Here is a 17,784-nt window from a genome sequence, read left to right on the forward strand (position 1 = left end):
GTATTCCTTACTGACGTTTAAGTGGTTTATCGACTTCTGCTCTTCTTGGCTTGTTTCTGTTTTTTCTGAGCCATTTCAGCGTGAAGTTGCGCTTTGCGTTGTTCCAACGCCGATGGCCTTTGCTCCTGTGGTTTGTCAAAACGCATGACATCAAGCTGAGCAAGAGTGCTGAGCGTGTTGCGCCTGATGCCAGGCGGCGCTTTGCCAATCGGTGGAACACCACGGTGTTGAGCCTTAGCCGGTGTGGCCTGATGATTGGCAGACAGCAGTGCGAGTCGGCGTTGTTCCAGACCTGTATCGCTGAAAGTGAGGGGCAGGCCGGTGTCTGCCGCTGCCCGGATCACGCGAGCTTTAAATTCCGGAGAACCATTGACACTGATTTGATTGCCATAACGCTCCAGGGCTATTTTTAGCGCCTGAGTTATCGCTTCGGAGTCGGATTGAGTTGAAACCTGAAGGCGCTGACCATCGTCACGGACCGCGCCATTTTTGGAGCGAAACAGAACGGTGCCGGTTTTGGTGATTGAATCGATCACACTGCCGTGGTCTTTTCGTGTCTGTCCGTTTCCCTGGAGCGTGTTGCCATTCAGTGCCTGAGCTGCTTCTCGCGCTCGCAACGCGGCTAATGCTGTTTGGTCGCCGTGTTGCGCTTGGTGTTTCAGCCAATCGGCCCAGGTGCGCTTGCTGTGAGTTTGATAAACCTGTTGGCGTTCTTGTCGGTATTGTTTATGAATAGCGGCCAAGCGGCTTTGCAGTGCCTGACTCGCCTGGGAATACAGTACGCGTTTGGTAAATCGACCGCTGCCAGTCAGCTTGATGGCGGCGCGGCGAACCTTGTTGTTATTTTTGGCGTTGATGATTTGCTGGTTTTTCTTGTGGCGAAGCTGCTCTAAAGCGGTGGCCTTATGAGTTGCGAGAGCCTTTTGCTCACGCTGATAGCGTGCATACAGTTCGCTGGTATCGATGCGTGTTTTTAGCGGTTGCTTTTGGTAATTGCGCTGCGCGGCTTGGCCGGAGCGATTGCTATCGAACTGAGCCGATTGGAAAACGCCGAATCGAGCTTCTAACTTGGGTTTTGAAAGATCTCGGGCAACGGTACTGGCTTTGACCGTGATGCCATTGTTAGCCGAGAAAACCAAGCCATTACCTTTGGCCGATAGCGTTAGGCCATTTGCGCGGCAGGTATCGTGCAGCCCAGCCCAGGTCTGGGCGGCTTTAATCTCGTCTATACACTCACGTTTAATCCAGCCAGCCAGACTTTCAATACCAGAGTGTTGCTCCATGTCAGCCGCGCGCGCAGCGTTGTGAGTTTGCTGCGGCGTGTGATTGTCCTGCTGGAGTCCAAATGCTTTTTCTAACTGTTCACATTGTTCGGCCAAGGTTCGATAGGCGGCATACGGTTCATGCATGGTGTGGCGCGTGGGATGAATCTTATTAATGGCAACATGGATATGCAGATTGTCCGTGTCGTTGTGCACGGCGCTGATACGTTGGTGATCGTTAAATCCAAGGCTGTCACACACACGATTTTCAATCTCTGAAAGCACGTCCTGCTCAAGCTGTTCACCGGCTCGGAAACTGATGATCAGGTGATAGGTTTTATCGTTCTTTGCCCGGGTGTTTGACTGCTGAGTGGCAAGCACTTCGCTGATTGCGTCCCGGATGGAATCAGCGTGGCAGTTCGTCAGCTTTACGTGTCCCAAGCGGTGCTCTTTGCTTTGAGCATCGGTGAGGTAATTGATTAAGCCGGAAAAATCAGATTTGTGCGTGGAACGCATCGGAATGTGTTTAACAATCATGACTATCACCTTTGGCGCAAGACCGACTCCATGATGGTGCTCATCTGATCTTTGGTGATATCAATCCGGTTCAGCACGGCCTTGATGGTCGGCGCACCGATTTGCGCGGCTTTTACATCGTTGGTCAGCCAGAGTTTGAGTAAACCGCCAAGACGGCCAAGATCGCCATTGACCTTAACCAGTTCTCGCACTTGCTCGGCATCGACGACGCTTTTCACTTGGCGTCCCTGACCAATTCTGCGCAGGTAAGTGGATACGCTCAGCCCGGCTTGTTTGGCGTTGGCTTCAATCAGTTCACGCTCTTCCGGCAGGCAATAGACTTTGATTGGCGTCGTATTCTTCCTGGTGACTTTCTGTGAATGATTCATGTGTTATCTCCGTCTCGAACCGTCTGTTACTGACTCGGCCCCGCAGGGCAGGATGACCGTTGAGCGCCCTGGCGCGAATAAGGGAAGTGAAGTGGTAACCGCCGACTTGTCGGGGGGACCACTTCACCTATCCTGCCCGCAATATCACCCGCAACTGTGTTTTGGATATCGCAGGTATGCTGCGCTGCTGTCGCGCAATTGCGCGTAAACCAGCCCAAAAGCAGGCAAAAACACGAACAAACCACATCAATACAGGCAAAACACACACAAAGTTGTGTTGGCGTTGCGCGTTGGTAGTGCCGCGACTGCGAGCTGACAGCGGGTAAACAGCGTGGCTGCGTATTCATATCAAGTCCTGCTTATTTGGCTTGGCATCAAACGAAAATCCGCTGATTTTGCGCGAAACGTTCTGCTTTTCTTCATCTGGCTTATTGGTTGTGCAGGGCTTGGACTTCGTCGCGATGTACTGCTTTACGTAGCGCAGAAACGTTTCATAGCGGAACGAGATATATTTCTGCTCCGTCAGGTACTCCCAAATGGTTTTGAGGTTATATCCGGCCTCAATGCCTTCTTCGACGAAGGATTGAATGCCAAGGAAGGTTGCAAGGACTTCCTGTTTGGTGGGAGGGCGAGTATTGGGCTGGCGCTGAATAATCCAGGCTTGCAGCTCTTTGACGTAATCCGACATCTCAAGCCTCCATATTGTCCGGGGTAGCCTGGTCAATTAAGTTGGCGATATCGGAGACCTTGAAATAAACGCGTCTGCCTATTTTGAGTCGATTGGGTTTCAGCTTGTTGGCTAAATCACAGTTAGTGCGAAGAGTAATTCTCAACCCTTCAGGACTGCGATGCAGGATCTCCGCAACCTGAGTAAATGACAGCAACGGAGAATTTCCGTATTTGTTGTACAACCATTCTTCAGTCGTCATGTTGCTCTCCTTCGTAACGTTCGTTATTACTTTGAATTTGAGCGTATGAAATGTGAGTTTTCGTGTCAAATGGAGGATTTTCGGTGGTATAGCTATACTTTTCGTGAATTTTATCGACAATTTTCGATATATCGTAAGTTTTTTGATTTGATGTTTTCTATTTTTTAGCGGCTAAAATCGAGTCTTTGCTGATTTTGAGCGTTCTTGATTTCGGTATATCGAACATTAATATCTCTATTGATAGAGTTGGTTATTTATCCTGTTGTTTTAATTATTAAAATTTACTTTTGTTCTGTATGTATAAATAAAGAGAGAGGAATGGAATCAAGTAAGTGAGATAGTCAGTAGAGTTGGATTAATTCGGGGGTAATACGCTTAACTTGCAAAAACCATCTATCATGATTTTCTTTTCGTTGCATATGTACTTGTGATTTAAGTCACTTTTGTTTTTGAGTGATCACACTCTATGGCTACTTAGTCGTTGTGAATGTGCCCCTCAAGTGTCAATAGGTATGTACTTCTTGATAGGCGTACTTTCTTCATATCGATGTGATGTTTTATATGCACTAAAGCTCTTATTTGGTATACAGAGTCGATGTGGGTTGTTCTTTAAAGCTAAATTAAGGCAACAATAAGAAAACGGTATCAATCCTCAACCGTGAAATATAAAACTAAGTTTGGATGCATTTTGTTCGTTTTTTGTCAATGCGACACTTTTCGTTTCGGATGTGTCCAGCCTAATGTTTTGAAAATATGAAAATTTTTCTTTTATTATAAATAACCAAGTTCAATGTTGCTCGTTTGGCTTTAGGTTTGAGTGAGACTACGATGTAGACTGAGTGTAGCCGACTAGGTTACAAGTTCTTGGCCTAGTTCCATCAATTCATGCAATAAATAATGTAGATAGTAAAAAAGTTGTTTACTTGATGTTGTGCTCTGTCTACGAGGTCTGAGTGACTTCGTACCAAGTGACGGCGTGGAAATGGGCTAATCACTTGGCAACGTTAGCTATTTTGGTCCTAGGGGATAGATACTTACTTTAACAAGAGCTAACGCTTTGTTATCTCACGTATACCTGCTAATATATAGCGCTGTTTTTTGTATTAATTCTGTTGAGTATAAATTGAGTTTATGGTGCCTATTTCACAAGACGTTTTAGATATTAAAAATAAAACGAGAAATAATTTATTCAAATGGAATGGACAGTTCTCTCCTCAACTTATAGAAGCACTGTTAGATGTATACGCTAAAGATAATTATAAAGTATTAGATCCATTCTCAGGAAGCGGTACCGTATTATATGAATGTGCAAGAAAAGGTATTTCTGCACTAGGTGTGGATGTTAATCCAGCTGCAAATAGAATATCTAAAGTCTATGAGCTTTGTAGGTTATCTATAAAAAAAAGAGAAGGCCTAACTAAAGAGTTTAATGTTATTTTAAATGTAGATAATGTTAACGATGGTTATGACTATCTATTATCTGTTAATAGTGAGTGTAGATACACTAAAATTATTAGAGATTCTCTTATTGTACTTTTAGATAACGTTAATGATCTTTATAAGTTTCATAGAATAGTTAGTGGTTTTTTTTCTGTATTGTTGTCAATGCCGTATAGTAAGAAGCATGTGAATGCTATTAACTTTGATTGTAGAAACATACCAATTAGAGCTAATTCTATTGATCTCGTCATAACATCTCCACCATATGTTAATGTTTTTAACTATCATCAGCAATATAGAAAGAATACAGAGCTGTTAGGATATGACATTTTAAAAATCGCGAAATCAGAAATAGGATCAAATAGAAAAAATAGGCCTAATAGATTTAGAACATTGACCCAATACTGTAAGGACATCAGTATGTCTTTAAATGAGTTGATAAGAGTCTCAAAGAGAGGCTCAAGATTAATTTTTATAGTTGGTAAATATTCAACGATAAAAAAGGCAAAAGTATATAATGGAGAGATAGTTAAAAACCTTGGTCTGTCGATGGGGTTAGAGCTTGTTCTTGACCAGACAAGAACGTTTAAAAATCGCTTTGGTCAAGATATTGTGGAAGAAATAATACATTTCGAGAATATTGATAACAAAGTAATATCTAAGAATGATTTGGAAAAAATATCAGAACAAGTTGCAATGGAAGCTTTATTAAAGACACGTTCTACTATATCTGATAATAGGGTTGCTGATGAAATACAAGCTGCAATATCTACAGTTTCTAGTACATCTTGCTCCCCTATATACATATGAATTATTTTGGGAATTTTTTTGTGCTTAAGTGTTTTCCTATATATGGAATAAAAATGCTTTTATCTGTGACTACTCCTTTAATATACGCTCGTTCTCCTTCAGATATGTCAAAGTGAAGAGAGAATACTTCTTTATCTCCATCCTCATTTTTGAACGTTCTTTGTTCGCTGTATTGTTGTAACGTTGAGTCACTTTCAGGTCTTACATGCAAACCCAACTCAGATATGGATGAATATCTGAGTTTTCCTACTTTCCAATTTGAAGTGCAATAGTTATTAAGTATCTCAAGTGAACGGTCAAGCTTTCTTACTTTGGGTAGCGTTAATCCTTTAATGCTATCTATACAATCTTTGGATATAATAATCTTTAAGTATTGTGTTTCTATATACTCTAAAAATTCTTCTTGATTTGAGTAACTAGCGATCGGTATTAACTCTTCTAACCAGCTACCTTGAATTTCTTTCAAATTCCCCAAGTGCTTTATAGTGATGAACTCTTCTTTCAGCTCCGCATTATCAGTTATTGAGATTTTTTTAGCATTAATGAAAAAACGATCCCAATCTGCACCGGGAATAGATATACTTGCAATATCCTTGCTATAAGCATAAGTAAGGCCGTGAGCATCTATATCACTATATGTAATCTGATAAGGATGAATTGCTTCTTCATCGATATAAGGAGTATTCTGAATTATTGATAAAAGAGCTCTTTCGTCATCATCTTTTAGATCTGATTTTTTTATTATATCATGGATGTTACCGATTCCATTAATATTCAAAGAAACAAAATCAGACTTAAATACTATATTTGGGATTTTCTCAAGATTTAATAAACATATAAGTTCTTCAATTTGTCTATAAAAGTGTTCGATGTCATTCTGATGATTCAAGTTATCTAATGAAATTTCGTTGAAAGGAAATATCATTGTTTCTCATCCTTTAGTATCGTTAGATCTGAGTTGTATTAATTCACTAAGAGATGAAGACCACTCATCAAAAAAACCGTCTGGCCAAACATCAAACATTCCATTAATATCGACTTTAGGTTTTACTACTTTTGTACATGGTGAAAGTACTCCTTTACCAGATATCAAGCTGAAATAGTAGAAGTTAGTATTCTCTGGCTGTATTTTTTTCTTTATTACTTGCTTTCTAATGCCATTTATTACGTGATCGCTGTGTGTTTCGACAATAATTTGAACACCATCCGCTGCAGTATTGGCGAGAAGCTCCCCAATTTTACTTTGTCCTTTAGGGTGTAGATGGGCTTCCGGTGTGTCTATTATTAGAATATCACCGGGAGATGCAGATAAGCACATTACAATGACAGGTAATACATAAGATATTCCAAACCCTACGTTTGTAGCTCTATAACCTTGAGAGTGACCCATTTTAGTTGCAAAACTATACTGTACACCTACAAAATCAGTATTTTGAAGCTCATTTGTATTATAAGAAATATTTGGAGATATCTCATTGAGCCACAGGCCTACTTGATGTGAAAGCTGTTCTGACTCTGAATTGATATGAAATCTATTTTCAAAATCAACGACTTCTTTTCCATAATATTCGAGGAAACTGTTTACAAACTCACCTGATATACCGATATCTTGTAATACTCTGACGGAATAATCATCCTTTTCTTGAACAACTCTCGGACCAAGTCTTTCAGCTCGGAGATACTTAACTTTCGAGAAAATATACTTTAAACGATGATGGTCTAGTACTGTACTGCTTACTTTTGCAAAATCATTTGTGCTGAGTTCACTACTTGCATCGAGTTCAAAATGATGTTCTTCACCTTCGTATTGGAACGATATATTTATTTTTTCCTCTGATGCTCCTTCGTTAAGGATATCTTGTATCCTTCCAAGATCCATATATTTGTTGTTCAGGCTAACCGTGGAAACACCTTCATTATAGTGTTCAAAGTATTCTTTAAGTAGTAGAAATATTTGACATATAGTAGACTTTCCCGAACCATTCACTCCACTTAGTACATTTAGCGGGCCTAATTTGAAAGGTTCATTAATAATGCTTTTAAAGTTATTAACGAAAAGGTTATTAATCATTTTTAATTATCTCAGTTAATTTGTCTTTTAGCGTTGTGTTTCTAAGCTTCATAGTATCTCCTTTTCTTGAGCTTACAGCGTAGTCAAATTTCTTTTGAGAAAGTAAATCAATAAACATGGCTAAAACCTTATCCTTGTTGTCAATAAGCTTATTTCTATCTTGTTTTGTGAAATCTTTAAGAGCAAACATCCACATTTCATAAACGTTTTTATTTACAGGGCTTTTACCTCTTCCATTCGATTTTATTTTTCTAAAAGCTTGCTCACCAAATATTTTCTCTATGGTTTTATATGCATCAGAAAAATTGACTTTTTTTACTTCGATAGTTGCACTATCTGCAGCATTGATTGCTTTCATCCCTTCAGTAAGGTATGCATCTATGCTTGAGTTGTATATTTTTTCCTCAGGTAAAAACCAAAGAGAGAAAGCACGTAGAACAAGTTCATTGAGACTCATTCTAGTATTGTCATCATCACCTTTGGTCCAAGTTTTTTCGAAATCAAGATTATCTACTAACTCTAGAAGTGTTGGTGTAGCTTTTCCATCATTTAGTGCATGTCTTATTTCTTGATCTGATAGAGGTAATCCTCCAGTGTTAATTCGCTTGAAAATGTTGTATTTGACATCTTCGGGAGTACCGGGATTAATATGTATTACAGTAACATCAGTTTCGAGAATTCGGCGCTGGAAAGCTCTAGGGAGCTTATCGTATCCATATCCCTCCAACTCCTTTATGTACTCTAGTCCAGTCAATTTTAGAGACTTGTCGATTAGAAACTCTTTCAAAGCCGTTAAACGTTGGAGGCCATCAACGACTTTCCAACGCTCTTCATCTGTAGCGTCCATATAGAAGACCGGAATAGGAATTCGAACAATGAGTGATTCAATAAGTCTACTTTTTGCGTCATTGTTCCACACTTTATCGCGTTGATAGGTTGGTGTAACAATCTCCCCATGTTCTAGTCTCAACATCAAGGCATAGATAGACTGTACTTTCGAATCCATCTTAATACGAGATGGATCAAATGGTACATTGTAATCTTTAGTTTCATCATTCATGGGTATTGGTGTCGTCTTGTAGTCATGAGTTTATTGTACCGCAAAAAAGCCATTAAGCTTTTTCTTTGTGGAATATTGTTGAGCTGCTACATAACCTGGTTTGTTAGACTTTTTAATTATGCATTCGCTTTCTTTAGAAATTGTTTTTTGTTTCAGCGATGAGGAAAGGGACTAAGTTTTTTGGTGACTTTGGTCTCGCCCCCCCAAATGTCAATAAACCAGTCCTGACGATTGCTCACAGCCAGGTTACACCGGGCTTAATCTTCATTTTATTGACATTTGAGGGGCGCTTTTGACTAAGCCTTTCTCCCTTTGGCAATTGCGTCCAGTTCTTCAACCAGGTCTTCGGCTCTTAGGTGCGTGTAGCGGCGCAGCATCTGCATCGATTTATGGCCGCTGATGGCGGCGACTTGCTGATCACTTAGCCCGCCTTCAACTAAGCGGCTGACGCTCTCGTGGCGCAGGTCGTGGAATTTAAAATCCTTCAGGCCAATCTTGGCTTTGATCTTCATCCACACTTTGTTGAAGTTGTACGGGCGTCGCTTGCCGTCTTTGCCTGGTTCGCCAAAGAAAATCAGGTCGGTATCAATGGGCCGTACCGGATTATTAATCGCCTGCTTAAAGGATTCTAACGCCAGGAGAGAAAGCGGAACGGTTCTCGGCATGGTGTTTTTGGTTTCGACTAGGAAAACCACACGCTTTTTCAAATCAACCTGAGAGCGGCGCAGAGAAGTGATTTCAGAGGAACGCATACCGGTTTCCAGCGCGATACGAACAATCCAGGCCAACATCGGATTGGTGTGCGCTTCAACGGCTTCCAGGAGCTGTAACTCTTCTTCCTCAGTTAAGCGTCGTTCCCGGCCAGAAGGCGGGGAGGGCTTACGAATATTCTGGACCGGGTTAATGGCCAGGCCGATACCCCATTCTTTAATCGCAATATTGTACAGGTGACTTAGCAGGGCCAGGTCAATGCGCACGGTATTAGGTGAGCGTGGCTTAGGGGCCGGGTTACCTCTGGCGTCGCAACGGTCCAGGCCAGCTAACCGGTCGTCTCGATACTTGGCAATGATCTCGGGCGTCAGGGCGGCCAGGGAGTATTTTCCCAGGGCTTTGATAATCGGTTTGGAATGTCTCGCGTCACAGGCAGCGGTCGCCGGTCGTTTGGTCGGTGAGATTTCTGCCAGGTAGCGTTTTAACGCTTCTTCAATGGTGAGGCGTTCAGATGAGGAACGTTTGATATACACGCCACGCACGATTTCATCTTCGGTGCGTCTTGCCCAATCCTCGGCATCGCGTTTGAGACGAAAAGTTTTAGACGTCGTCGGCCAGCCGGTTTTTCGAATAACGGCTTTCCAGGTACCTGAAGAAGTTTTAACTAAAGTTGCCATGTGAGTACTCCCGAATGCGTACTGTACTGATTTTGTACCTCGGGACGAAATAAAAGGCAACATTCAAAGAAGGGTAAGCAGTAAGTGCTTGATTTGAATGGTGGCCCCTCGCAGACTTGAACTGCGGACCAATCGATTATGAGTCGACTGCTCTAACCACTGAGCTAAGGGGCCTTAATAGGACAACGATTATAGGGGAAGCGTTGCAAGGTGTCTAGATACCAACTAGGGCAATTGCGCTTAGTTTTTATCCACTTAGAACAGTAGATAATAAAAAAGGTGACCTAAAGTCACCTTTTTTGATTTCTAAAAGCTTGTATGCGCTGCGATTATTCGTCTAGGAAGCTGCGCAGAGTCTCTGAGCGGCTTGGGTGGCGAAGTTTACGTAGTGCTTTTGCTTCGATCTGACGGATACGCTCACGAGTAACGTCGAACTGCTTACCAACTTCTTCTAGAGTATGGTCAGTATTCATGTCGATACCAAAACGCATACGAAGTACTTTCGCTTCGCGTGGCGTTAGACCTGCAAGCACGTCTTTTGTTGCCACCTTAAGGCTAGTTGCAGTTGCAGAATCTAACGGAAGTTCTAGCGTTGTATCTTCGATAAAATCACCTAGATGCGAATCTTCGTCGTCACCGATTGGTGTCTCCATTGAGATAGGCTCTTTAGCGATTTTTAGAACTTTACGAATCTTGTCTTCTGGCATTTGCATGCGCTCTGCCAGTTCTTCCGGTAGTGGCTCACGACCCATCTCTTGCAACATTTGACGAGAGATACGGTTTAGCTTGTTGATCGTTTCGATCATGTGTACCGGGATACGAATCGTACGTGCTTGGTCCGCGATTGAACGAGTGATTGCCTGACGGATCCACCACGTTGCGTAAGTCGAGAACTTGTAACCACGACGATATTCGAACTTATCTACCGCTTTCATCAGACCGATGTTACCTTCCTGGATCAGATCCAAGAACTGTAGGCCACGGTTGGTGTATTTCTTCGCGATAGAAATTACAAGACGCAAGTTCGCTTCAACCATCTCTTTCTTCGCACGGCGAGCTTTTGCTTCACCGATAGACATACGACGGCTGATGTCTTTAATGTTCTGTACGTTTAGAGAAGTCTCTTCTTCAATCATTTTTAGCTTAGCGATTGAACGACGGATTTCTTCTTCGTTACGTTTGATCTTTTCAGCGTATGGCTTGTCTGACGCAAGAACTTCATCCAGCCAAGCTTCACTTGATTCATTACCAGTGAACAGCGCGATGAATGATTTCTTCGGCATTTTGCCGTATTCAACCACGGACTTCATGATCAGACGCTCTTGTGTACGAACGCGATCCATAGCAGTACGCAGTTCATTCACTAGGTGATCAAACTGTTTAGGCGTTAGACGAAACTCGCGGAATACGTCTAGCATCATTTCATTAGCAACGGTTGCTTTCGGGCTGTTATAGCCGTACTCATTGATTGCTAATTGAAGATTTTGATAGGTGCTGCGTAGTTGGTTGAATTTCTCTAGCGCTAATTCTGGATCGATACCTACATCTTCTTCAGAATCATCTGAATCGTCATCGCTATCTTCGTCGTCATCAACGTCTTCATCGTCTTCTTCTTCTAACTGAGATTCAGTCAGTTCAGAACCGATGTGTGTTGCCGTTGGTGCAGCGGTGTCGTCAGCATCTGGATCTACAAAACCTGAAATTAGGTCTGTAAGACGTAGTTCTTCAGCTTGAACTTTGTCAAATTGCTCAAGAATGTACGGAATTGTGCCTGGGTATTCAGCAACAGACGATTGAACTTGGTTAATACCTTCTTCAATACGTTTTGCGATGTCGATTTCGCCTTCGCGAGTTAGAAGTTCGACAGTACCCATCTCACGCATGTACATACGTACTGGGTCTGTTGTACGACCAATCTCACTCTCTACGCTAGAAAGTGCAGCGGCTGCAGCTTCGGCTGCATCTTCATCGGTAATATTTGTGTCATCGTTCAGTGCTAAATCATCAGCATCAGGAGCAGTTTCTACTACCTTAATGCCCATGTCGTTGATCATCTGAATGATGTCTTCTACCTGTTCTGAATCTACGATTTCAGCAGGTAGGTGGTCATTTACTTCGGCGTAGGTCAGATAGCCTTGTTCCTTGCCTTTAATAACAAGTGACTTTAGCTGTGACTGCGGATTGTGATCCATAGACGGTATCCAACTTCGTAATCTGGTGAAGGAATCAGTATGCGAAATGCAAACCACTTACTATAACAAATTAAATCGTTGCTGACTAATTAAACAGGGTTACGCTTTTAAATCTAGCATAAGTGCTAGCAGCTCCCTTTTCTCTTCGGCTGATAAACCGACACTTCTTGCTTTGGCCTGCAGGTTTTCAATTTGTTTTTCTACGCACTGGGCAATAATTTTATCCAGTGAGTCTAAAAAGATTTCTTCTTGGTTGTCCTCATCGAGTGGAATGTCCCAACTCGCGAGACGAGACAGAAGGGTCTCATTTTGGCTGTTTCGCCAATGCTCTAATAATTGGCCTGTGTTGATATGGGGATGCGCTTGGCATTTATCAAGTACATCAACAAATAAACTTAGACCAGGAATGGGCAAATCTCTAACGCTAGTTAGATCTGGCACCATACTTACGTATTGTGGGTTTTGAATCAGTAACGCGATCACTTCTCGCATCGGCGTTCGCTTGATTTCTTTATGAGGTTGAGGCCTTTTATCCTCTTTACCTTGTTTTGAAATTAGCTGCTGTAGTTGGCGTTCATCAACCAAACCCAAACGGCGGCCAAGCAATTCTCTCAAGTATAGTCTTAAAGTGCCGCCAGGGACTTTATCAATGAGAGGAACCGCAAGAGTACTCAGTTTGGCCATGCCTTCTTTCGTGCTCATATCGACCTGCTGAGTCAATGAGCTGAACATGAATTCAGACAAGGGCATCGCATTAGACACTTGCTGCTCAAATGCTTGTTTTCCGTTTTGTCGGATATAAGAGTCGGGATCTTCTCCGTCCGGCAAAAACATGAATTTTAACTGGCGACCATCCGTTAGGTAAGGCAATGCATTTTCCATGGCACGCCACGCGGCTTCACGGCCTGCGCGGTCACCGTCATAACAACACACGACGGTGCTTGTTTGCCTGAATAACACCTGCAAGTGATCGCCCGTTGTCGAGGTTCCCAATGAGGCAACGGAATAATCTACGCCATATTGAGCAAGCGCGACAACATCCATATAGCCTTCAACCACTAAAATTTGTGGTGGCTCACGATACGCTTGTAGTACTTCATATAGGCCATACAACTCTTTACCTTTATGAAATATCGGGGTTTCGGGTGAGTTGAGATATTTTGGTGTCCCATCACCTAATACTCGACCACCAAAGCCTATTACTCGGCCGCGTCTATCTCGAATAGGAAACATCACTCGACCACGGAATCGGTCGTAGCGGTTGCCTTTATCGTTTTCAATCAACATGCCGCCAGTGACGAGCATGTCTTGGCTTTCTTTATTCTGACCAAAGTTCTTACGAACTAAATCCCATTCATCAGCCACATAGCCGATGCCAAACTTCTGGACGATTTCACCAGACAGGCCGCGATCTTTTAGATACTCAATCGCCACCTTACTTGCTGGCTGTTTGAGTTGGTTACGATAAAATTGAGCAATGCTGCCCATTAAGTCGTATAGGTTACGTTTTTCACTGCTGCTTGCTTGTGGGCCTGACTGAAACGAACCATTACCGCCGCTACGTTGTTCGCGAGGAACATCTAAACCCAAGTATGAAGCGAGTTCTTCAATGGCTTCGACGAATTCTAGTCGGTCGAATTCCATCAAAAAATCGATGGCATTTCCATGCGCGCCACAACCAAAACAATGGTAGAACTGCTTTTCTTGACTGACACTGAATGAGGGTGTCTTTTCGTTGTGGAACGGGCAGCATGCGCCGTAGTTTTTGCCTTTTTTCTTAAGTTTCACACGTGCGTCGATGATATCGACAATATCAAGTCGAGCTAGAAGGTCATCGATAAAACTGCGAGGGATGTGTCCAGCCATAAAACCTAACAAAAAAAGAAGATGATGAGTGGAGTGAATGCCTTAAAAGAATGAGCGTATTGCTCATTGATTTCATTCCATCCATCCAGATACAAACAAGCCGTGCGCTCCAAAGGATAGCACGGCTTGCTGCAATTGGGTGGGGTACCTTAAGCCAATTTAGCGCGAACTAAACCGCTTACTTTACCCATATCTGCACGCCCTTGAATTTGCGGTTTCAGAACGCCCATTACTTTGCCCATGTCTTGCATGCCAGCTGCGCCAGATTCAGCAATCGCGTTCTCGATGAGAGCCGCTACTTCTTCGTCTGTCAGTGGTTGAGGCATAAAGTCCTCAAGAACGGTAATTTCTGCTTGTTCCGCATCAGCAAGATCTTGACGACCCGCTGCTTCAAACTGCGCTACAGAGTCGCGACGTTGTTTAACCATCTTGGTCAATACTGCAAGAATGTCGTCATCGTTCAGAGTAATCTGTTCGTCAACTTCACGTTGCTTGATTGCTGATAGGGCTAAACGAATAGTACCAAGGCGCAATTTGTCCTTGGCTTTCATCGCTAATTTTTGCTCTTCTTTGAGTTGATCAATCAGAGCCATAACTAAATTCCTTTTGGAGCTCAGTTATTAGTACAGGCGAACGCGACGAGCGTTTTCGCGAGCTAGCTTCTTAGCGTGACGCTTTTGAGCCGCTGCTTTAGCGCGTTTGCGAACTGTAGTTGGTTTTTCGTAGTGCTCACGACGACGCACTTCAGAAAGGATACCTGCTTTTTCGCAAGAGCGCTTAAAACGACGTAGAGCAACGTCGAACGGTTCGTTTTCACGTACTTTAACTACTGGCATATGCCTTTCACCTCAGGGGTTATTCGTTAACGCTGGTATTCAACAGACCAAATCACAATTGTTAGGTCTCTTACCAGCTTGATCAAAAATGGTGCGGAATTTTAATCCGATCACAACTACTTTGTAAAGCCTTTTGTCGATTATTGTCTGTACAAAATTTGTTTGCAGCACCAAGGCGAGGTAATATGACGCCCAAATTTCCTCTATACAGAAAGCATACTGAGAAAACCATGCGCATTATTGGTATTGAAACCTCTTGTGACGAGACTGGCATTGCAATTTATGACGATGAAAACGGTCTCTTGTCACACAAGCTATACAGCCAAGTAAAACTGCACGCAGATTACGGCGGTGTGGTGCCTGAGTTGGCTTCACGTGACCACGTAAAGAAAACCATTCCTCTTATTAAAGAGGCACTAAAAGAAGCGAACTTAACTTCAAAAGACATCGATGGTGTCGCGTATACCGCGGGGCCTGGTCTTGTTGGGGCGCTATTAGTGGGTGCGACTATCGGTCGCAGTATTGCTTATGCTTGGGGAGTGCCAGCGGTACCTGTTCATCATATGGAAGGTCACCTATTGGCCCCAATGTTGGAAGATAACCCTCCACCGTTCCCGTTTGTGGCGGTATTAGTATCGGGCGGCCACTCTATGATGGTGGAAGTGAGAGGCATCGGTGAGTACAAAATTCTAGGTGAGTCGATTGATGATGCGGCGGGAGAAGCGTTTGATAAAACAGCGAAGCTAATGGGTTTGGATTACCCAGGCGGTCCACTATTATCTAAACTGGCGGAAAAAGGTACACCGGGCCGCTTTAAGTTCCCGCGCCCAATGACGAATGTGCCAGGTTTGGACATGAGTTTCTCTGGTCTAAAAACCTTTACGGCTAACACGATTGCTGCAAACGGTGATGACGAGCAAACTCGCGCGGACATCGCATTAGCATTTGAAGAAGCTGTGTGTGCTACGTTGGCTATTAAATGTAAGCGCGCGCTTGAGCAAACAGGCATGAAACGCATTGTTATTGCTGGTGGTGTGAGTGCTAACCGTCGTTTGCGAGCTGAGTTAGAGAAGTTAGCGAAGAAAGTTGGCGGCGAAGTTTACTACCCACGTACTGAGTTCTGTACAGATAACGGTGCGATGATCGCTTACGCAGGCATGCAGCGCTTGAAGAATGGCGAAGTGGCTGATATGTCAGTAGAGGCTCGTCCACGTTGGCCAATTGATCAACTAACACCTGTTGCTTAATCAAATTTATGCGGTAGGTTTGAAACCGGTTCTGTGTAATAAAGGTCTCTGCTCCTCAGAGGCCTTTATTTTTAATTATTCAATGAACCGCCTCGTTTTACATTCTGACTGATGCGATCAGTTCGCTATTGTTTCAGTGCTAGGATGACGTGGAAGAATAAGAAATGGATATAACAATGAATAAGTTTGAAATTGAAGGTCAGCAACTTGCTTATCTAGATAAAGGTGAGGGCCCTGTGCTTCTATTTGGTCATAGTTACCTTTGGGATAGCCAAATGTGGGCGCCACAAGTTGAGGTTTTAAGCCAGTCATTCCGTTGTATTGTGCCAGATCTTTGGGCACATGGTGAATCGGACGCTGCACCTGCATCGACACAGTCATTGGCCGACTATGCACAGCATATGTTGGCATTGATGGATCATTTAGATATCGAAGAGTTCTCGATAGTGGGCTTATCTGTTGGCGGCATGTGGGGAGCAGAGCTAACGGCTCAAGCGCCGCAACGTGTTAAGTCACTGGTATTGATGGATACCTTCATTGGCTGGGAGCCAGAAGTTACGTATAAGAAGTATTTTGCAATGCTTGATACCATCAGCCAAGTCCAAGCAGTGCCTGCGCCAATTATTGAAGCCGTTGTGCCGCTGTTCTTTGCCAACAACGTCAATCAGGATAACCCTGAACTTGTCGCTTCATTCAAACGCAGTTTAGAAGAGCTGAACGGTGAGCGTGCGGTGGAAGTCGCTCGCATAGGGCGTATGGTGTTTGGTCGCCGGGATGTGATTGAGGATTCGGAAAAATTTGCTCTGCCGACGTTAATTGCAGTGGGCTGTGAAGATAAACCACGTCCAGTTTTTGAATCTTATTTAATGAAAGACTGTATCACAGGCAGTGAGTTGGTGGAGATTCCCCAAGCGGGACATATCAGTTGTTTAGAACAACCTGAGTTCGTCAACCAGATGTTGTTGAACTTCCTGAATCGAGTTCATGCGTAACCAATGCACCCTTCTTTAAACGAAAAGCTCGGCATTAAGCCGAGTTTTTTTGTGTCAGTTTTTTCTCGCCGATTTTTGGCTCGTCGCCAGATAAAAGCCGCCGAATATTTTGATGATGCTTAAATACGATTAAGCAGCACAGCATAGCAACAGGTAACGTGTATTGCGGTTTAAACATCCAAGTATACAACGGAGTGACCAAAACCGTGACGAGAGCCGCTAAGGATGAATAGCGGAATAGCGCGGCTACTGACAGCCAAGTTAACATTACCAGTCCTGTTAAGTCCAAACCAATCGGAGCGATAGCGCCAAGCGCGGTTGCGACACCTTTTCCGCCTTTAAAGTGGAAAAAGATGGGGTACATGTGGCCAAGACAGGCAGCAATGGCGATGACGCCAAGAATGATAGGGTCGATACCAAGAAAGTATCCGCCCCACACGGGGATAGTGCCTTTGAGCATATCACACAACAAGACTGAAACAGCGGCTCCTCGTCCGCCAATACGCAATACGTTCGTTGCTCCAGGATTGTTAGATCCCACACTGCGTGGGTCTGGCAGTTTTAAGAGTCGACAGATCAAAACCGCACTGGAAACCGAACCTAATAAATAGGCGGCCATTGTCATTATCAGTGCCAGTGCGTCCATAGAAGTCCTTGATGGATTGGAATTTAATGCTCGGTTCCCGCGTAGTTGCTATCATACCCCGAATTTACATAATGCAGAAATCCTCACTGTGATAGAGCTTGCATTATGTGATTTCTTGTATATAAAGATGCTTTCGCAGT

16 protein-coding genes and 1 tRNA gene are annotated in these 17,784 nt (G+C 43.4%); 3 read left to right on the top strand and 14 right to left on the bottom strand.

Translation table 11 applies throughout. The features are described from left to right. Positions 1 to 26 precede the first annotated feature (26 nt). The 4 genes from traI to R7F64_RS08085 form a co-directional block, all read right to left on the bottom strand. Positions 27 to 1,799 (bottom strand): TraI/MobA(P) family conjugative relaxase, encoded by a 1,773-nt coding sequence (traI, locus tag R7F64_RS08070; protein ID WP_318071586.1) that lies wholly within the window; start codon positions 1,797 to 1,799, stop codon positions 27 to 29. A gap of 5 nt (positions 1,800 to 1,804) precedes the next feature. Then, complete coding sequence (gene traJ, locus R7F64_RS08075; RefSeq protein ID WP_318071587.1) at positions 1,805 to 2,167, bottom strand: conjugal transfer transcriptional regulator TraJ; 363 nt, start codon at positions 2,165 to 2,167, stop codon at positions 1,805 to 1,807. A gap of 343 nt (positions 2,168 to 2,510) precedes the next feature. Then, complete coding sequence (locus tag R7F64_RS08080) at positions 2,511 to 2,855, bottom strand: TraK family protein (protein ID WP_318071588.1); 345 nt, start codon at positions 2,853 to 2,855, stop codon at positions 2,511 to 2,513. A 1-nt stretch (position 2,856) separates the two neighbouring features. Beyond that, on the bottom strand, positions 2,857 to 3,096 hold the full coding sequence (locus R7F64_RS08085) for a hypothetical protein (protein ID WP_017048924.1): 240 nt from the start codon (positions 3,094 to 3,096) through the stop codon (positions 2,857 to 2,859). A 1,131-nt stretch (positions 3,097 to 4,227) separates the two neighbouring features. On the opposite strand from R7F64_RS08085, the gene R7F64_RS08090 reads away from it, so the two are divergent. After that, positions 4,228 to 5,346, top strand: a complete 1,119-nt coding sequence (locus R7F64_RS08090) for a DNA methyltransferase (RefSeq protein WP_318071589.1) — start codon at positions 4,228 to 4,230, stop codon at positions 5,344 to 5,346. Between the two features lies 1 nt (position 5,347). Here the strand turns inward: R7F64_RS08090 and R7F64_RS08095 are convergent, their stop codons facing one another. From R7F64_RS08095 to rpsU, 9 genes are all read right to left on the bottom strand, one after another. Then, positions 5,348 to 6,271 (bottom strand): hypothetical protein, encoded by a 924-nt coding sequence (locus R7F64_RS08095; RefSeq protein ID WP_318071590.1) that lies wholly within the window; start codon positions 6,269 to 6,271, stop codon positions 5,348 to 5,350. A gap of 6 nt (positions 6,272 to 6,277) precedes the next feature. Continuing rightward, positions 6,278 to 7,417: a DUF3696 domain-containing protein gene (locus R7F64_RS08100; RefSeq protein WP_318071591.1), complete on the bottom strand. Its 1,140-nt coding sequence runs from the start codon at positions 7,415 to 7,417 to the stop codon at positions 6,278 to 6,280. Further along, entirely contained in the window at positions 7,410 to 8,477 is a 1,068-nt protein-coding gene (locus R7F64_RS08105) for a DUF262 domain-containing protein (protein WP_318071592.1), read from the bottom strand. The genes R7F64_RS08100 and R7F64_RS08105 overlap by 8 nt, the downstream gene beginning before the upstream one ends. A 296-nt stretch (positions 8,478 to 8,773) precedes the next feature. Next, the gene (locus R7F64_RS08110; RefSeq protein ID WP_318071593.1) at positions 8,774 to 9,865 is read right to left on the bottom strand and encodes a site-specific integrase; all 1,092 of its coding nucleotides are present in this window, start codon (positions 9,863 to 9,865) and stop codon (positions 8,774 to 8,776) included. A 98-nt stretch (positions 9,866 to 9,963) separates the two neighbouring features. Further along, a tRNA-Ile gene (locus tag R7F64_RS08115) sits at positions 9,964 to 10,039 on the bottom strand. Positions 10,040 to 10,194: 155 nt separating this feature from the next. Next, positions 10,195 to 12,057 (bottom strand): RNA polymerase sigma factor RpoD, encoded by a 1,863-nt coding sequence (gene rpoD / locus R7F64_RS08120; RefSeq protein ID WP_005395986.1) that lies wholly within the window; start codon positions 12,055 to 12,057, stop codon positions 10,195 to 10,197. A 99-nt stretch (positions 12,058 to 12,156) separates the two neighbouring features. Continuing rightward, on the bottom strand, positions 12,157 to 13,923 hold the full coding sequence (dnaG, locus tag R7F64_RS08125) for a DNA primase (RefSeq protein ID WP_047101965.1): 1,767 nt from the start codon (positions 13,921 to 13,923) through the stop codon (positions 12,157 to 12,159). Between the two features lie 149 nt (positions 13,924 to 14,072). Beyond that, the gene (locus tag R7F64_RS08130) at positions 14,073 to 14,516 is read right to left on the bottom strand and encodes a GatB/YqeY domain-containing protein (protein ID WP_005379720.1); all 444 of its coding nucleotides are present in this window, start codon (positions 14,514 to 14,516) and stop codon (positions 14,073 to 14,075) included. A gap of 27 nt (positions 14,517 to 14,543) precedes the next feature. Continuing rightward, the gene (gene rpsU, locus R7F64_RS08135; protein WP_001145625.1) at positions 14,544 to 14,759 is read right to left on the bottom strand and encodes a 30S ribosomal protein S21; all 216 of its coding nucleotides are present in this window, start codon (positions 14,757 to 14,759) and stop codon (positions 14,544 to 14,546) included. A gap of 230 nt (positions 14,760 to 14,989) precedes the next feature. Here rpsU and tsaD point away from each other — a divergent pair, with 230 nt between their 5' ends. Continuing rightward, positions 14,990 to 16,006: a tRNA (adenosine(37)-N6)-threonylcarbamoyltransferase complex transferase subunit TsaD gene (gene tsaD, locus R7F64_RS08140; RefSeq protein ID WP_005379854.1), complete on the top strand. Its 1,017-nt coding sequence runs from the start codon at positions 14,990 to 14,992 to the stop codon at positions 16,004 to 16,006. A 176-nt stretch (positions 16,007 to 16,182) separates the two neighbouring features. After that, positions 16,183 to 16,998 (top strand): alpha/beta fold hydrolase, encoded by an 816-nt coding sequence (locus R7F64_RS08145; protein WP_017635973.1) that lies wholly within the window; start codon positions 16,183 to 16,185, stop codon positions 16,996 to 16,998. Between the two features lie 34 nt (positions 16,999 to 17,032). Here the strand turns inward: R7F64_RS08145 and plsY are convergent, their stop codons facing one another. Beyond that, on the bottom strand, positions 17,033 to 17,644 hold the full coding sequence (gene plsY / locus R7F64_RS08150; protein WP_318071594.1) for a glycerol-3-phosphate 1-O-acyltransferase PlsY: 612 nt from the start codon (positions 17,642 to 17,644) through the stop codon (positions 17,033 to 17,035). Positions 17,645 to 17,784 lie beyond the last annotated feature (140 nt).

The organism is Vibrio sp. Vb1980 (assembly GCF_033338615.1).
Classification (GTDB): Bacteria; Pseudomonadota; Gammaproteobacteria; order Enterobacterales; family Vibrionaceae; genus Vibrio; species Vibrio alginolyticus.

Bases quoted from the DNA above. Each gene is read 5' to 3' on its own strand.
- R7F64_RS08100 (WP_318071591.1), bottom strand. From the start codon at position 7,417: ATGATTAATAACCTTTTCGTTAATAACTTTAAAAGCATTATTAATGAA.
- traJ (WP_318071587.1), bottom strand. From the start codon at position 2,167: ATGAATCATTCACAGAAAGTCACCAGGAAGAATACGACGCCAATCAAA.
- rpsU (WP_001145625.1), bottom strand. From the start codon at position 14,759: ATGCCAGTAGTTAAAGTACGTGAAAACGAACCGTTCGACGTTGCTCTA.
- dnaG (WP_047101965.1), bottom strand. From the start codon at position 13,923: ATGGCTGGACACATCCCTCGCAGTTTTATCGATGACCTTCTAGCTCGA.
- R7F64_RS08110 (WP_318071593.1), bottom strand. From the start codon at position 9,865: ATGGCAACTTTAGTTAAAACTTCTTCAGGTACCTGGAAAGCCGTTATT.
- R7F64_RS08080 (WP_318071588.1), bottom strand. From the start codon at position 2,855: ATGTCGGATTACGTCAAAGAGCTGCAAGCCTGGATTATTCAGCGCCAG.
- rpoD (WP_005395986.1), bottom strand. From the start codon at position 12,057: ATGGATCACAATCCGCAGTCACAGCTAAAGTCACTTGTTATTAAAGGC.
- R7F64_RS08130 (WP_005379720.1), bottom strand. From the start codon at position 14,516: ATGGCTCTGATTGATCAACTCAAAGAAGAGCAAAAATTAGCGATGAAA.
- R7F64_RS08095 (WP_318071590.1), bottom strand. From the start codon at position 6,271: ATGATATTTCCTTTCAACGAAATTTCATTAGATAACTTGAATCATCAG.
- tsaD (WP_005379854.1), top strand. From the start codon at position 14,990: ATGCGCATTATTGGTATTGAAACCTCTTGTGACGAGACTGGCATTGCA.
- R7F64_RS08090 (WP_318071589.1), top strand. From the start codon at position 4,228: ATGGTGCCTATTTCACAAGACGTTTTAGATATTAAAAATAAAACGAGA.
- R7F64_RS08105 (WP_318071592.1), bottom strand. From the start codon at position 8,477: ATGAATGATGAAACTAAAGATTACAATGTACCATTTGATCCATCTCGT.
- plsY (WP_318071594.1), bottom strand. From the start codon at position 17,644: ATGGACGCACTGGCACTGATAATGACAATGGCCGCCTATTTATTAGGT.
- R7F64_RS08085 (WP_017048924.1), bottom strand. From the start codon at position 3,096: ATGACGACTGAAGAATGGTTGTACAACAAATACGGAAATTCTCCGTTG.
- traI (WP_318071586.1), bottom strand. From the start codon at position 1,799: ATGATTGTTAAACACATTCCGATGCGTTCCACGCACAAATCTGATTTT.
- R7F64_RS08145 (WP_017635973.1), top strand. From the start codon at position 16,183: ATGAATAAGTTTGAAATTGAAGGTCAGCAACTTGCTTATCTAGATAAA.